The sequence below is a fragment of the Kribbella sp. NPDC050470 genome (genome assembly GCF_044458365.1).
Classification (GTDB): domain Bacteria; phylum Actinomycetota; class Actinomycetes; order Propionibacteriales; family Kribbellaceae; genus Kribbella.
Window position 1 is genome coordinate 624655 of sequence record NZ_JBITHV010000002.1, and the last position, 14806, is coordinate 639460.

Consider the following 14806-nt stretch of genomic DNA (forward strand, 5'->3'; position numbering starts at 1 on the left):
TCGCAGGGTGCCTGAGCTGCGGATTGTGCCGGTGAGTGATGAGGGGACGCTGCTGGACTGGCAGCGGGTGCACAACGAGATCATCCCGACGGCGCCGTTGTCGGTGGACGAGGTTCGCGAGCGGGCCGGGCGGCACGTGCTCGAGGTCGCGTACGCCGGTGATGTCCTGGTCGGATGTTCGACGGTCCGGCCGCCGTCGGAGGAGACCGCGGCGGCGACGGTGATCGCGCGGGTACTGCCTGAGCACCGCCGGCAGGGCTTCGGTACGGCGATCTACGAGCGCAGCCTGGCGCGCGGCCGGGAGCTCAGCGCCGAGGGCATCGAGACCCACATCCTGGCGACCAACGAGGACGGATTGCAGTTCGCGAAGTCACACGGCTTCGAAGAGGTCGAGACCTACCTGCTCCCCGGCGACACCATCCCCTTCATCGAGCTGCGCCTAGCGTCACCACGCGAGTGAAGGTCGCCCCGGCGGAGGACGCCGCGTAGGAGTAGCTGCGGTCGCTGGCCAGGCGGGCGGACTGGCCTGGCATAAGCGTGAGGGACTGGTTGTCGGCCGTCAGCGTGAGGGCGCCGGCGATGACCAGAATGAGTTCTTCGGAGCCGGGTGGGTCGGGTTGGGCGTCGTACCGGTCGCCGGGTTGGAGGGTCCACTCCCAGAGCTCGGGGCCGCCACGGCGGGATGCGGCGACGTGCAGGACGGCGCGGCTGCCGGCGTCGCTGCGCCAGATCTCGACGGGGTCGGAGAGCTGCAGCGAGTCAGTCGTGGACGGCGCGGTCAGGGTGGCGAAGTCGACGCCGAGCGCCTCGGCGATCTTGTCCACGGTCACCAGGCTCGGGTTCGCCGTTCCCTGCTCGATCTGAGTGAGCATCCGCCGGCTCAGCCCGGCGCGGTCGGCCAGTGCCTGCACGGTCAGCCCGTCGGCCTGCCGACGCCGGCGCACCTCGCCGCCGAGTCGCTCGATGAACGCCGTACTGCGATTGGTCTCGGTTGACACCCGCACTCCTTGATGTGCACTATATTGCTCATTATGAGCACTAGCATACCTGTTGTCGAACAGCTTCCCGAGTTGCCGGTGGCCGACGTCCTCGACGCGTTGCGGACGGCGTTCACCGAGCTGGCGGCCGGTACTGCGGTCCAGCCGCCCCAGACTGTCACGCTGCTGCCCGGTGGCGGGGACGTCATCGCCTACCAGGCCGCGGCGGGTGACGCGTACGGCGTGAAGGTGTCGCCGTACCTGCCTCAGCCGAGCAGTCCGGCCGTCGTCACCGCGTGGACGCTCGTGTTGAGCACCCAGACCGGTCGTCCGGCGGTCCTGTGCGACTCGGCTGCACTCACTGTCGAGCGAACCGCAGCCACGACTGCCCTGGCCGTCGACCTGCTCGCCCGCCCGGACGCGTCCACGCTGGCCATCATCGGCTCGGGCGCGCAGGCCCATGCGCACCTGCGCTACGCCCACGCGGTCCGGTCGTTCACCGACGTACGCATGTACAGCCGCTCGTTGCGCGAGGCGCCGGATGGCGTGACGCTCGCAGCCAGCGCCGACGAGGCTGCATCGGGCGCGGACGTTGTACTCCTCTGTACGTCGGCCGCCGAGCCGGTCATCGACGTCACCGCGCTCTCCCCCGGCACGCTCGTCACGTCGATCAGCACCAACGCGCCGCGCGCCCACGAGATCGACCCGGCGGCGTTGCCGGGACTCGAGGTGTACGGCGACTATCGCGCGACCGTCACCGGATCGGCCGGCGAGCTACTCATCGCGGCCGAGCAGGGTGTGTGGTCGCCGGACCGCCTGCGCGGCGACCTTCCCGAACTCCTCACCGACGCATGCGAACGCCCGTCCGGTGACCGACCCGTCTTCTTCCGCTCGATCGGCCTGGGTCTCGAGGACCTGGCCGTCGCACGGTTGCTCTGAAAGGAACCTCATGACGTTCACGCCGTTCGCCCTCGAAGAGTGGCAGTCCCGGTACGAACACTCCGTCGACTACAACCTCGCCGACAGCGGCTGCCATCCGGTCGCGCTCGGCGAGCTGCTCGGCGACGATCCCGCAGCGGTACGACAGATGCTCGAGACCGAACTGCACTACCCGCCGGTCGGTGGGACGGATGCGCTGCGGGCGCTGATCGCCGACTGGCACGGAGCGGCTTCCGACAACGTGCTGGTCACTGTGGGCGCCGCCGAGGCCAACGCGATCACGGTGTCCAGCCTCGTCGAAGCCGGTGATCACGTCGTGGTGATGGAGCCGGGGTACCGGCAGGTGCGCGGGCTCGCGCTGAACGCCGGCGCCGAGGTGGACGCGTTCCCGCTCGACCCCGACAACGGCTGGCGTCCGGACCTTGCGGCCTTGGACAGCGTCGTACGGCGGGACACGAAGCTGATCGCGATCACGAATCCGAACAACCCGGTCGGGACGATCCTGACCCCGGACGAGTTGGATGCGGTCGTCGCCGCGGCCGCGCGGGTCGGGGCTTGGGTGCTGGCGGACGAGGTGTATCGCGGCACCGAGCGACTGACCGACGAGATCACGCCGAGCCTGTGGAGCCGGTACGACAAGCTCGTCTGCGTCGGCAGTCTGTCGAAGGCTTTCGGGCTCCCTGGGTTGAGGTTGGGGTGGCTGGTTGCGCCGCCTGCGTTGGTGGAGGCGGCCTGGCGACGGCACGAGTACGCGACGATCGCCACGAGCATGCTGTCCATGCACCTGGCCGAGATCGCGCTGGAGTCGAAGGGCCGCCTGCTCACCCGCAACCGCGGGCTGATCCGCGACGGCTACACCCGTCTCGCCAAGTGGGTTGCCGAGAGCAACGGGCTCCTGTCGGTGGTCCCGCCGGAGGCCACCGCCCTCGCCTTCGTCCGCTACCACCTGCCGCTGACCAGCGCCGAAGTCGCCGACACCCTCCGCACCCAAGCCGGCGTCCTGGTCGGCGCCGGCCACCACTTCGGCGTAGAACACCACCTGCGCATCACGCACGGTCTACAACCCGACTACCTGAACGCCGCCCTCACCAACATCACCAAGGTTCTGCAGACCTACCAGGCGTAGGACTCGGGGGCGGGGCCTGGGCCGGGGAAGATTTCGTCTAGGGCGGACAGGGTGGCGGGGTCCAGGGTCAGGTTGGCGGCGGCGAGGCCGTCTTGGAGGTGTTGGAGGGTGCGGGCGCCGACGACCGGGGCGACGATTGCGGGTTGGGCGCAGAGCCAGGCTTGGGCTACTACGGCGGGTGGGTGGCCCAGGTCGCGGCAGAGCTTTTCGTAGCGTTCCAGCCTGGCGTGGTGGAGTGCCAGGTTGCTGGTGGCGCGGGATGATGCGCTGCGGGAGGCCTTGTCGGTCTTGGAGAGGATGCCGGCGAGCAGGCCCGAGTTGAGGGGCGAGTACGGCATGACGCCGATGCCGTACGACGCGCACGCGGGGAGCACCTCGAGCTCGACGGTGCGTTCCATCAGGTTGTAGATGCTCTCCTCGACCACGATGCCGAGCAGGTCGCGCCGGGCGGCCGCCTCCTGGCCCTGGACCAGTTGCCAGGCGGCGAAGTTGCTGGTTCCGGCGTACCGGATCTTGCCGGCCTGGCGCAGGTCGCTGAGCGTCTCCCAGATCTCGTCCCAGCTGGTCGAGCGGTCGACGTGATGCAGCATGAACACGTCCAGGTAGTCGGTCTGCAACCGCCGCAACGACGCCTCACACGCCCGCCGCAGATGCACCGACGACAGATGCAGATCGTTCGCCCCAGGCCCCATCCGCCCGTAAGCCTTGGAGACAAGAACGATCTGATCCCGCCAGCCGGGCCGTTGAGCCAGCCAGTCGCCGATGATCCGCTCGGTCCGGCCCTTCTCGATCGAGTCGTCGGCGATCGTCCGGTTCGCGTCGGCGCCGTAAACGTCCGCCGTGTCGATCAGGTTGACCCCGGCGTCGGTCGCGGCGTCGAGGATGCGGTGCGCCTCGTCCGCCGGCGTCACGGGACCGAAGTTCATCGTGCCGAGCGCGATCGGGCTGACCCGGACGCCGGCCCGTCCCAGTGTGCGCAGCTTCATCCCTGTCCTCCGAAGAACCGATCCGGCGAGAACCGCGCCAACGCGATCTCGCTCGCGCCGTCCACGGCCAGGTCGACGGTGATGTCACCGACCGCGGCAGCGTGTTTGAATCCATGCCCCGAGAACCCACCGGCCAGCACCAGCGCGGGCGCAGCCGCTGGTGTCCCGATGACGAAGTCGCCGTCGGGCGACTTGGAGTTCATACAGGCCGCGGCGGCCACCGCGACCGGTTCCAGCCCGGGGAACGCACGCCGCACGAACGCTTCCCCCGGACCCGTGTCCGCTGGGCCGATCGGATAGTTGTTGTCCGCCGCGTGCTCGAGCCAGCGTTTCGGCACAGACGGCCCCGCGCCGACCTTCGCGCCGCGCCCGTCCACGTCCGGGATCCCCCAGCCATCCAGCTCCCCGCTCTCCCAAATGAACGTCGGAAACCGCCCCACCTCGAACGCACTCCGATCCGGTCCCGAGAACCACACCAACGGCGACCGCTGAACCCGCAACGGCAACGCCAACTCCGGCACCAGATCCGTGAACCAGGCGCCGGTGGCAACAATCGCCCGGCGCGCCAAGAACGTCTCCTCCCCCACCGAGATCAGCACAACGTCGTCGTCATGCTGCAGCCCGGTCACCCTCGTCTCGAAGCGCAGCTCCGCACCAGCGGCCTTCGCCAGGTCGAGCGCAGCCCGAATGCATCCTTCAGGATCGAGTACGCCGGCTCCCGGCTCGAGCACCCCGACATCCCCCGGCGACACCGCGAACTGCGGGAACCGAGCCGCCAACGCATCCGCATCGAGCAACTCGACCTCTACCCCACCATCGACCGCACACCGCCTCGCATCCCGAACCAGCTCACCATCAGCCGGCCCGATACACAGCCCGCCTGACCGCCGAAAGATCGTTGCTCCCGACTCCCGTTCGAGCTCGCCCCACAACCGCTCGGCACGATCGACGATCGGGACGTACTCGATCCCCTCGAACACCGTCTTCCGGAAGATCCGCGAACCACCGTGCGACGAACCACGGGCGTGCGCAGGCGTGAACTGCTCGAACCCGATCACCGACAGTCCGCGCCCGGCGGCTCGCCAGGCCGCGGTCGCACCCATCGCGCCGAGTCCGAGTACGGCGACGTCGTACACAGGCATGAAGCTCCTCACAGCACCTTCGACAAGAAGGCCTGGGTCCGTGGATTGACAGGATGGTTCAGTACGGCGTCCGGCGGCCCCACCTCGAGGATGACGCCCTGATCCATGAACACCACGACGTCCGCGACTTCCCGCGCGAACCCGACCTCGTGAGTCACCACGATCATCGTCTGCCCCTCGGCCGCCAGCGTGCGCATCACATCGAGCACCTCGCCGACCAACTCGGGATCGAGCGCCGACGTCGGCTCGTCGAACAGCATCAGCTTCGGCCGCATCGCCAACGCACGGGCGATCGCGACACGTTGCTGCTGGCCACCGGACAGCTGCCTCGGGTACGCGTCAACCTTCTCCGCCAGGCCGACCCGGGTCAGCAACTCGACGGCCTGCGCCCGCGCCTGCTTGCGGTCCACGCCGCGGACCAGCACCGGCCCGGCCATCACGTTCTCGGCCGCGGTGAAGTGCGCGAACAGGTTGAACTCCTGGAACACCATGCCGACCTCGGCGCGCTGCCGGCTGGCCGCCTTCTCGTCCAGTTCGTGCAATTTGTCACCGACCTGGCGGTAGCCGATCAGGTCGCCGTCGACGGAGATCCGGCCGGACCGGATCCGCTCCAGGTGGTTGATGCACCGCAGGAACGTGCTCTTCCCGGACCCCGACGGACCGAGGATGCAGACCACCGTGCCCGGCATGACGTCGAGGTCGACGCCCTTCAGCACCTCGTTGGCGCCGTAGTTCTTGTGGACGCGCTCGGCGCGCAGCAACGGCTGTGTCATCCGCGTGCTCCCAACCGCCAGGAGCGCCGTACCACCGGATCGGCGTCCGGTGAGAACCTGCGCTCGATTTTGCCCTGGGCAACGGTCAGCGCCGAGGTCAGAGCCAGGTACCAGAGGCTGACGACGATCAGCAGCGGGATCGTCTGGAACGTCCGCGAGTACACGATCTGCGCGCTGTAGAGCAGCTCAGGGATGGCCAGGACGCTGACCAGGGAGCTGGTCTTGAGCATCGAGATCGTCTGGTTGCCGGTCGGCGGGATGATCACCCGCATCGCCTGCGGCAGCACGATCCGGCGCATCGTCTTCATCCGGGTCAGGCCGAGCGCGGACGCCGCCTGCACCTGGCCGGCCGGGACCGAGACGATCCCGGCCCGGACGATCTCGGCCATGTACGCCGCCTCGTTCAGCGCGAGCCCGAGGAACGCGGCCGTCATCGGCGAGATCAGCGCGTTCGCGTCGAGCGAGGTGAGCTCGGGGCCGCCGAAGGGCACGCCGATCCCGATCTGCGGGTAGAGCGCACTCAGGTTGAACCAGAAGACCAGTTGGACGAGCAACGGCGTACCGCGGAAGAACCAGATGTAGATGCCGGCGGCACCGGACAGCAACCGGTTCTCCGAGCCGCGCATGACCGCGAAGACGACGCCGAGCACGATGCCGGCCAGCATCGAGACCGCGGTCAGCGCCAGCGTCAGTAGCAGGCCGCGCAGGATCGTCTTGGCCAGCAACCAGGAGAAGACGACGTCCCACTCGTACCGCGGGTTGGTGAGCATCGAGTGGACCAGCATCGCGGCCAGCAGTACGACGATGGCCGCGGCAGCCCATCGCCAGGGATGTCTGGGCGGGATCGCCCGGATCTCCAGCTCACCGGTCTTCGGTGCGTTCTGCACCTCGGTCGTCATCAGGCACAACCTTCACGGACCGGCTGGTAGTAGTAGGTGTGCCCGGGCGGGATCGCGGCCGGATCGGTGAAGACGAGCGACTTGTTCACGGTGCCGTCCGGACCGACGCCCCAGGGCCGGCTGACCTTCTGGTACTGGTCCGACAGCGTGGCGCCCTCGACCGCGACCCCGGTGTTCCAGACCTTCGAGATCTGCGCGTAGTCGCCGTTCTCGATCAGGTGGTTGATCGACGCCTGCAGCGCGGCGGTCAGGTCCTTCTTGCCCTTGGGTACGGCGATGCCGGCGATGCTGTGGCCGGTCTGGTACGTGCTGATCACGCACAGCCCGTCCGCGTGCCCGGCGGCGTACTCGACCTGCGGCTTGTCACCGACGACCACGTCGGCGCGGCCGGAGGCGAGGTTCAGGACGACGACGTTCTGGTCCGGGATCTGGTTCACCGTGATCGCCTTCTTGCCCTCGGCGACACAGTGCTCACTCGCCTCGACCAGGGCGTCGACCTGGCTGACGCCTTTCTGGACCGCGACCCGGTAACCGCAGAGATCGTCGAACGAGCCGACCTTGATCCCGCTGCCCTTCTTGATCAGGAAGCCGCCGCCGGACAGGTAGTACGAGACGAAGTCGACGGTGCCGAGCCGCTCGTGCTCGATGCTGAACCCGGCCATCCCGGCGTCGTACTTGCCGGCCTGGAGTCCCGGGATGATCGCGTCGAAGGAGATGTTCTTCCACTCCACCTTCAGCCCCATCGCGGCGCCGATCGCGTTGCCGAGATCGATGTCGTACCCGATCAGCGTCTTGTTGTCCTCCTTGAAGTACTCCAGCGGCGGGTACGGCGCGTTGGTCGCGAACACCAGCGTGCCCTTCTTCTTCATCTCCGCCGGCACCAACGCCTCGACCTCGGGGTCGGCCTCGGTCACCGGCACCGTCGCCGGAGCACTCGGCCCGGTCGAACCCGAGGTCGGGTCCGGGGTCGAGGCGGCGTCGGACACGGTGGTCGGGTCCGCGCAGCCCGCGGCCATGGTCAAGAGCAGGAGACCTGCGGCAAGCAGGCGGGATCGGTGGGACATGACAGTCTCCTTATCGATGTGCCCTCGCGGCGGTGTCATAGCCGGTGGTGGTGGCGGTGCGTACGGCGGGCTCGAGGGAGCCGGCGAGGTTGCGGTTGACAGCGTCTTCGCGCCAGCGGAGCCCGTTGATGCAGCGATCGGCGAAGACTTCGGCGACGCGGTGCAGGTTGGTGAGGCCGTCGAGCAGGCCGAGCGTGACGACGGGCGCCATCGCAGAGACCTCCAGCTCGCCGACCTCGGTGGCGCCGCGCGCGGCGGTGGTCGCGCCGTTCAGCAGGAACGACACCTGCATGACCAGCTCGGGGATCACCGGGTTCACCTTGCCCGGCATGATCGAGCTGCCGGCCTGTACGGCGGGGAGCTCGATCTCACCGATCCCGCCGACGGGCCCGGAAGCAAGCAGCCGCAGGTCCCGGGCGATCCGGGCCAGCACGCGACCGGCCCGGCTCGCCGCCTCGGTGACCGCAGTCAGCGGCTCGAGACTCGCCAGTGCGTACGACGGACTCGGCGACGAGGTGAGTGGAAGGTCCGTGATCGCCGCGAGTTCCTCCAGCGCCCGTTCGGCGAACCCCGGCGCCGCGCCGAGCCCCGTGCCGACAGCAGTCCCTCCGAGCGGTACGGCGTACAGCGGATCCGCCGCCGCGGCCAACGCGTCCGCCGCCGGGTCGATGCTCGCCGCTTGACCCCGATGGAAGTCGGCAACCGGAATGGGTACGGCGTCCTGGAGGCAAGTCCGGCCGAGATGCACCAGGGCGTCGTACTCGATCGCCTTCTTCTGTAGGGACTCGGCGACGTGGCGCAGTCCGACGAGCGCCTGGTTGACGAGCGGGATGACAGCGATCGCGATCGCGGTCGGCATCACGTCATTGGTGGACTGGCCGCGGTTGACGTGATCGTTGGGGTGCACGTTGCGGCGGCACAGCGCGCTGGCGCGGGCCGCCAGGACCTCGTTGACGTTCATGTTCGTCGAGGTGCCGCCACCGCCCTGGACGACGGGGAGGACGAACTGGTCGCGGTGCTTGCCGTCCAGCACCTCCTCGCCGGCGGTGACGATCGCGCGGGCCCGTTCCTCGTCCAGCTCACCGAGGGCGGAGTTCGCCCAGGCGGCGGCGATCTTCACGGCGACGACGGCGTTGACGAGCTCGGGGCGGTCCGCGAGGCGGGGGCCGGCCAGCGGGAAGTTGGCGAGTGCCTGGGCGGTCTGGGCGCCGTACAGGATCTCGCGGCCGTTGCTGCTCGGATTCGCCAGGTGGTCAGACCAATTCATGGCGGGACTATGACAATTGGTCTGACCACCTGTCAACCTGTTCTACACTTTGTCGTGTGAGTGCGTCCGATAAAACGAGCACACCCGGCGACGAGGGGCCGTTCGCGCCGGTCGTCGTACCGCGGAGCGCGCCTGCCCAGGTCGCGGACCAGGTGGTGGCGGCGATCCGGGACGGGCGGATCCAGCGGTTCGAGCGGTTGCCGGCCGAGCGGGAGCTGGCCCGGACGCTCGGTGTCAGCCGGCCCACGTTGCGTGAGGCGCTCGCGGGGCTGGAGCTGGCCGGGCTGGTGCGGTCCCGGCAGGGCCACGGGACGGTGGTGATCGCGTCCGCGGCGCACGTCGCGAACTGGGGCGCCGAGGTGACGCCGAACCAGGTGTTCGAGGCGCGGCTGGTGATCGAGCCCGAGCTCGCCCGGCTCGCGGCGGAGAAGCGCTACCCCGAGGACATGGCGGCGCTGCGGGAGGCCGGGGCCGCGCTCGAGGAGGAGTTCGAGCGGACCGGTCACTACCGGAGCGATCTGCCAGTGCACCGCGCCGTCGCGCGCGCCGCCCGGAACCCGGTCCTCGAGACGGCTCTCGAGGACGCCCTCCGGCACACCGAGTCCGAGCACTGGATGCAGCTCCGCTCCTCGGCCCTGCGCCCCGAACCCACCCGCGAAGGTCACGTCGAGGAGGTCCGCCAGGTCATCCAGTACGTCGTCCAAGGCAACCCCACCCAAGCCGCCGAAGTCTGGCGCCTCCACCTCATCCACTTCCGCGACGAAATGCTCACCAGCCTCCACGAAGAAGCCCTCCCCACCCCGGACTGACCGGGTAACCGATTGAAGCTGTCGGTGCGACGGGGCAGGATGCGGGGGTGCGCTTTTCGATCAACATTCCGAACTTCGGGGACTTTGCCGACGCTCGCACGGTGGCTCGGGTGGCCAGGGCGGCTGAGGAGGCGGGGTGGGACGGGCTGTTCTTGTGGGATCACGTGGTCCACAGCAAGAAGCAGCGGCAGGGGCAGCCGTTCGGCGATCCGTGGATGTTGCTGACCGCAGCCGCGCTCGCGACGTCGCGGATCACGCTCGGCCCGCTGGTGACGCCGGTCGCCCGGCGCCGGCCGGAGCAGCTCGCGCGGCAGGTCGCGACGCTGGACGCGATGAGCAACGGCCGGGTCGTCTTCGGCGCCGGCCTGGGCGGTCCGATCGACGACGAGTTCGGCAGCTTCGGCGACGAGACCGACCCGAAGGTGCTGGCCGAACGCCTCGACGAGGGCCTCGACCTGCTGACGGCGTACTGGTCCGGTGAGCGGGTCGACCACGACGGCCGCCACTACCACGCCGACGACGTAACGTTGCTGCCGGCAACCGTTCAGCACCCGCGCCCGCCGATCTGGATCGCCGGCTACTGGCCGCGCAAGGCCCCGATGCGACGCGCGGCCCGCTGGGACGGCGCCGTACCCCTGTTCCTGGACGCCAACCACGGCGAGGCCCCGCCGGTCGACCAACTCCGCGAGCTGGTCACCTATCTGCGCAGCCTCCGCGACGACCAGACCACGCCGTACGACGTGATCGTCGGCGGCATCACCACCCCCGCCGACGCCCGCGCAACCATCGAGCCCCTGGCCGAGGCCGGCGCCACCTGGTGGGACGAGCGCCAACTCATCCGCGGCACCGACTTCTACCGCCTCGACCCCATCCTCCGCCGCATCGAGCAAGGCCCGCCGACCCTGTGATGAGATCCTGGATTCATGAGTGAGGAACAGCCGTCGTGTTGTGCGCCGTCGCGCCCGGTGGTCGGGATCAGTACGACGCCACCCGCACCAGCGTCTGCGCCCGGGCAGCATGACATCGAGCAGATCGCGCTCGAGGGCGGCCTGTTCGCGATGGGTGACGGCTACGGCGACGGCAACCCGGGGGACGGCGAGACACCGATTCACCAGGTGCGGGTGAAGCCGTTCAGCATCGACGCGACCTCGGTGACCAACCGGGACTTCGCCCGCTTCACCGAGGACACCGGCTACCGGACCGAGGCGGAGATCTTCGGGTTCTCCGCGGTGTTCCACCTCGCGGTGCAGGCGGACCCGGCCGACCTGATGGGTCCCGCCGCAGGCACACCGTGGTGGGCCGGCGTGCGCGGCGCGGACTGGCGGCACCCGGGCGGCGGCCGGTCCGACCTCGACGGGCTCGACGACCATCCCGTCGTCCACGTGAGCTGGAACGACGCCGTCGCCTACTGCTCGTGGGCGGGCCGGCGGCTGCCGACGGAGGCCGAGTGGGAGTTCGCGTCCCGCGGCGGGCTCGAAGGCGCGCGGTACCCGTGGGGCGACGACCTGATCGGCGACGACGGCGTCTGGCGCTGCAACATCTGGCAGGGCGTCTTCCCGCAGTCGAACACCGAGGAGGACGGCTTCCTCACCACCGCCCCGGTGCACACCTTCGAGCCGAACGGCTACGGGCTCTGGCAGACGGTCGGCAACGTGTGGGAGTGGTGCGCGGACTGGTTCGGCCCGCGGTACTACAAGTTCTCCCCGGACGAGGACCCACGCGGCCCGTCCCTCGGCGCCGCCCGGGTGATGCGCGGCGGCTCGTACCTGTGCCACGACTCGTACTGCAACCGCTACCGCAACGCGGCCCGGTCGTCGAACACCCCGGAGTCCTCGATGGGTAACGCCGGCTTCCGCACCGTCGGTACCTAACGACAGGAGGTATCCACCTCCACACGCGTCTGCTACGCCGGAGGTGTGCGGGTTCGGCCGGACACCTCCTGTCGTTCCGCACCGCGGAGGCCAGGGGTGGTCAGTGCCACGGCTGCCACCGCGGCGACGCACAGGATGGCGCCGGAGGCCAGCGCTGCGACTCCGGAGGTCGCCTGAGCCACCAGGCCGCCGCGAAGGTTTCCGAGGTCAGGGCCGGCCTGTCCGACGATCTGCTCGGCGGCCGTCACCCTGCCCAGCAACTCGTTCGGCGTGTGCAGTTGGACGATCGTGCTCCGCGCCACCACCGCCACTGTGTCGGCGGCGCCGGCGACCGCGAGGAACGCCAACGCGAGCCACGGCAACGGCGAGAACGCGAACAGCACCAGGGCGATCCCCCACCCGGTGGACCCGGCGAGCATCACCACACCGGGTCGCCGCAGCCGCGTGAACGAACCGGACAGCACCGACGCCACCACCCCGCCGACCGCGATCGCACTCAGGAACAACCCCAGCGTCCGGGGATCGTTGCCGAACCGCTCGGCGTTGATCACCGGGAACAGGCTCACCGGCATCGACAACACCGTCGCCGCGAGATCGGTGAGCAGCGCACCCCGGATCACCGGCGTCGACACCACGAACGCCAACCCGTCCCGGACCCCACGCAGTCCCGGCCGCGCCACCGCCTCGACACGCATCGTCGGCAGGCCGAGCACGCCGTACAACGCCGCGAGGAAGCTCAGGCAGTCGATCAGGTAGCAGACGCCGACACCCCAGGCGTTGACGATCAGTCCGCCGACCGCCGGGCCGACCAGCATCGCTCCCTGGAACGCGATCCGGTTGAGCGCGATCCCGGCGGCGAGCAACTCCCGCGGCAGCAACTGCGGAAGCACTGTCCGCGCCACCGGCCCGCCGGCAGCCGCGAACGCCGCCTGCGCCGCGACGAGCCCCAGCAGTACGCCGACCGGCACCGGCCCGATCGCCAACTGGCTCGCCATCAGCGCCGACACGACGACCTGGCCGCTGATCGTGATCAGGTAGAACCGGCGCCGCTCGACCCGATCGACGGCCACGCCGGCGAACAGCCCGAGCAGGATCAGCGGCAACGCCTGCGACAACCCGACCGCCCCGGTCCACGCAGCGCTCGCCGTCTGGTCCCACACCTGGAACATCACCGCGACGAACGCGAGCTGGCCGCCGAACGTCGACAGCACCTGCCCGGCCCACAACCGCCGGAAGACGGGCGAGAGCCGCAGCGGCTCCAGGTCGATCAGCGCATGCCGGGCACTCATGACTCGAGCTTTTCGGCGATGCGGTCGTGGAAGCTCTTGCGAGCCAGGGCTTCCTCGACGTCCCGGACCACTTGGGTCATCGGGTACGGGAGCTCGGCCTCGAGCTCGGTGATCGCGGCCTCGGTCGCCCGCCACTCGGCCGCGAGCAGCTCGACGATGCCTTTGGCCTTCGCGGTGAGCGCGACCTTCTTGCTCCGGGCGTCGGCGCCCGGCACCGTCCGCACCAGGCCTGCGGCGCGCATCGCGGAGACCTTCTGGCTGAGCGCCGAGTGGGTCCGGCCGACGGACTCGGCCAGCTCGGTGATCGTCATCGGCCCCCTGGCGTGCAGCCGGAGCAGCTCCATCACGTAACTGGGCTTGAGTCCCTTGATCTGCCGGTCGGTGTAGATACGCGCGATCTCCGCATCCATCCCCGCCAGCAACCGATGCAACCCGCGCCACTGACTCTGCTCGCTCGGATCCTCCATACCCGGATCATAACAGCACTTATATAAGTACTGTTAGATCTGGCGCGGCGGATCCAGGCGGCGACCAGTACGGCGGCGGCGACATTGATCGCGGCCAGCAGGGCGAACCCGTACCTGGTGTCGGTGCGGCCGGTGACGAACGACGCGAGCAGCATGACGACGACAGTCGCCGCGAGGCCGTAGCCGTTGGCGGCGCCGAACGCACGGCCGACCTGGGACTCCTCGACCGACGTCATCAGCAGCGACCGGGCCGCGATCCGCGCCTGCCCGAAGACGAACGCCCCGACGAACACACCACCCATCAGCACACCGGCCCCGAACAGCGGCTGCACCGCCAGCAGCGCGTTGCCGGCGACGAACCCGAGAATCGCCACCCGCAGATCCCCGAGACGTACGGCGGACCGCCGATAGGCCACCGCGGCCAGCAGGAACCCGGCCCCGCCCAACGCGTCGACGATCCCGACCACCGCTGCACCGCGATGCCACTCACCGACGATCAGCACCGGCAGCAACGCATTGAAGACCGTCACCACCACCAACCCCTGGCCGTAGAGCAACGCCAGCGCACCAACGGGCAACCGCCGTCCGGCGGGCTTTACAGCCGGTCGCAACTCCTCGATCACCTCGGCCCGCCGAGCCGTCCGCCCGACCGCGAGCACAAGCAGCGCCGAGGCAACGAACGTGAACGCGTTGAACACGAACAGCGGCGTGGAACCGAAGTACTGCAAGGCGAATCCGCCGATCGATGCCGACAGCAACATGCCCGACTGCAGGGCGATCTCGTAGTGCCCGTTGAACCGGCGCAGCTCCGGCGCCGGCACCCGCTCCCGCACGAGCGCGGCACTGGCCGGGACGAACAACGCCGCGACCATCGCCAGCAGGAAGTTGCTCGCGTAGACGACCGCCTGTTGCGGGCCGCCGATCCCCAGGCCGACTGGCAGGCACAGAGCGGCGACCGCGCTGACCACGTCGCAGCCGATCCACAGCCTGCGACGGTCGAAGCGATCGGCGAGCCGGCCGAAGTACGGCGACAGCACCGCCTGCGGGACGGCCACCGCGATGAAGAGCCAGCCGACGTCGAGCATCGAGCCGTGCGTCTGGACAAGCAGGAGCGCGGCGCCGATCAGCTGGATGTTGTTGCCGAGGGAGGTGATGAAGGCCGCCGGAAGCAGCAGCCGATGAGAGCTGAGCACCTGC

Annotated in this window: 16 protein-coding genes; 6 read left to right on the forward strand and 10 right to left on the reverse strand. The window is 69.5% G+C overall.

Annotated elements, in window-relative coordinates; genetic code table 11:
- The first annotated feature begins 7 nt into the window (after window positions 1-7).
- The gene (locus tag ACIBGM_RS07570) at window positions 8-460 is read left to right on the forward strand and encodes a GNAT family N-acetyltransferase (RefSeq protein WP_360525124.1); all 453 of its coding nucleotides are present in this window, start codon (window positions 8-10) and stop codon (window positions 458-460) included.
- Here the strand turns inward: ACIBGM_RS07570 and ACIBGM_RS07575 are convergent.
- Complete coding sequence (locus tag ACIBGM_RS07575; protein ID WP_396384819.1) at window positions 426-998, reverse strand: helix-turn-helix domain-containing protein; 573 nt, start codon at window positions 996-998, stop codon at window positions 426-428. The genes ACIBGM_RS07570 and ACIBGM_RS07575 overlap by 35 nt on opposite strands.
- Before the next feature lie 33 nt (window positions 999-1031).
- Between ACIBGM_RS07575 and ACIBGM_RS07580 the strand changes: the two genes are divergently transcribed.
- The gene (locus tag ACIBGM_RS07580) at window positions 1032-1916 is read left to right on the forward strand and encodes an ornithine cyclodeaminase family protein (protein ID WP_360525118.1); all 885 of its coding nucleotides are present in this window, start codon (window positions 1032-1034) and stop codon (window positions 1914-1916) included.
- 10 nt (window positions 1917-1926) lie between these two features.
- Entirely contained in the window at window positions 1927-3042 is a 1116-nt protein-coding gene (locus ACIBGM_RS07585; protein WP_396384820.1) for an aminotransferase class I/II-fold pyridoxal phosphate-dependent enzyme, read from the forward strand.
- On the opposite strand, the gene ACIBGM_RS07590 is transcribed toward ACIBGM_RS07585, so the two are convergent.
- From ACIBGM_RS07590 to ACIBGM_RS07615, 6 genes are read right to left on the reverse strand one after another with little or no spacing between them, the layout of a single operon-like run.
- Entirely contained in the window at window positions 3030-4028 is a 999-nt protein-coding gene (locus tag ACIBGM_RS07590; protein WP_360525112.1) for an aldo/keto reductase, read from the reverse strand. The genes ACIBGM_RS07585 and ACIBGM_RS07590 overlap by 13 nt on opposite strands.
- Window positions 4025-5170 carry an N-methyl-L-tryptophan oxidase gene (gene solA, locus ACIBGM_RS07595; protein WP_396384821.1) on the reverse strand — a complete coding sequence of 382 codons (1146 nt, stop codon included), beginning with the start codon at window positions 5168-5170 and terminating at the stop codon, window positions 4025-4027. Before solA ends, ACIBGM_RS07590 begins: the two co-directional genes overlap by 4 nt.
- 8 nt (window positions 5171-5178) lie before the next feature.
- Window positions 5179-5943: an amino acid ABC transporter ATP-binding protein gene (locus tag ACIBGM_RS07600; protein ID WP_360525106.1), complete on the reverse strand. Its 765-nt coding sequence runs from the start codon at window positions 5941-5943 to the stop codon at window positions 5179-5181.
- Complete coding sequence (locus tag ACIBGM_RS07605) at window positions 5940-6842, reverse strand: amino acid ABC transporter permease (protein ID WP_360525103.1); 903 nt, start codon at window positions 6840-6842, stop codon at window positions 5940-5942. The genes ACIBGM_RS07600 and ACIBGM_RS07605 overlap by 4 nt, the downstream gene beginning before the upstream one ends.
- Window positions 6842-7906 (reverse strand): ABC transporter substrate-binding protein, encoded by a 1065-nt coding sequence (locus tag ACIBGM_RS07610; RefSeq protein WP_396384822.1) that lies wholly within the window; start codon window positions 7904-7906, stop codon window positions 6842-6844. The genes ACIBGM_RS07605 and ACIBGM_RS07610 overlap by 1 nt, the downstream gene beginning before the upstream one ends.
- Before the next feature lie 10 nt (window positions 7907-7916).
- Window positions 7917-9173: a lyase family protein gene (locus ACIBGM_RS07615; protein ID WP_360525097.1), complete on the reverse strand. Its 1257-nt coding sequence runs from the start codon at window positions 9171-9173 to the stop codon at window positions 7917-7919.
- Between the two features lie 56 nt (window positions 9174-9229).
- Between ACIBGM_RS07615 and ACIBGM_RS07620 the strand changes: the two genes are divergently transcribed.
- Genes ACIBGM_RS07620 through ACIBGM_RS07630 form a run of 3 tightly spaced genes read left to right on the forward strand, consistent with a single transcriptional unit; the run spans window position 9230 to window position 11853 of the window.
- Window positions 9230-9982 carry a FadR/GntR family transcriptional regulator gene (locus ACIBGM_RS07620; RefSeq protein ID WP_396384823.1) on the forward strand — a complete coding sequence of 251 codons (753 nt, stop codon included), beginning with the start codon at window positions 9230-9232 and terminating at the stop codon, window positions 9980-9982.
- A gap of 47 nt (window positions 9983-10029) precedes the next feature.
- Complete coding sequence (locus ACIBGM_RS07625; RefSeq protein ID WP_396384824.1) at window positions 10030-10890, forward strand: LLM class flavin-dependent oxidoreductase; 861 nt, start codon at window positions 10030-10032, stop codon at window positions 10888-10890.
- A 15-nt stretch (window positions 10891-10905) separates the two neighbouring features.
- On the forward strand, window positions 10906-11853 hold the full coding sequence (locus tag ACIBGM_RS07630) for a formylglycine-generating enzyme family protein (protein ID WP_360525088.1): 948 nt from the start codon (window positions 10906-10908) through the stop codon (window positions 11851-11853).
- Window positions 11854-11885: 32 nt separating this feature from the next.
- On the opposite strand, the gene ACIBGM_RS07635 is transcribed toward ACIBGM_RS07630, so the two are convergent.
- The 3 genes from ACIBGM_RS07635 to ACIBGM_RS07645 are packed head-to-tail and all read right to left on the reverse strand — an operon-like array spanning window position 11886 to window position 14802.
- Complete coding sequence (locus ACIBGM_RS07635) at window positions 11886-13142, reverse strand: MFS transporter (protein ID WP_396384825.1); 1257 nt, start codon at window positions 13140-13142, stop codon at window positions 11886-11888.
- A complete protein-coding gene (locus ACIBGM_RS07640; RefSeq protein WP_396384826.1) occupies window positions 13139-13486 on the reverse strand; it encodes a MarR family winged helix-turn-helix transcriptional regulator in 348 nt (115 codons plus the stop codon). Before ACIBGM_RS07640 ends, ACIBGM_RS07635 begins: the two co-directional genes overlap by 4 nt.
- Window positions 13486-14802 (reverse strand): MFS transporter, encoded by a 1317-nt coding sequence (locus ACIBGM_RS07645; RefSeq protein ID WP_396384827.1) that lies wholly within the window; start codon window positions 14800-14802, stop codon window positions 13486-13488. Before ACIBGM_RS07645 ends, ACIBGM_RS07640 begins: the two co-directional genes overlap by 1 nt.
- Between the last annotated feature and the right edge of the window lie 4 nt (window positions 14803-14806).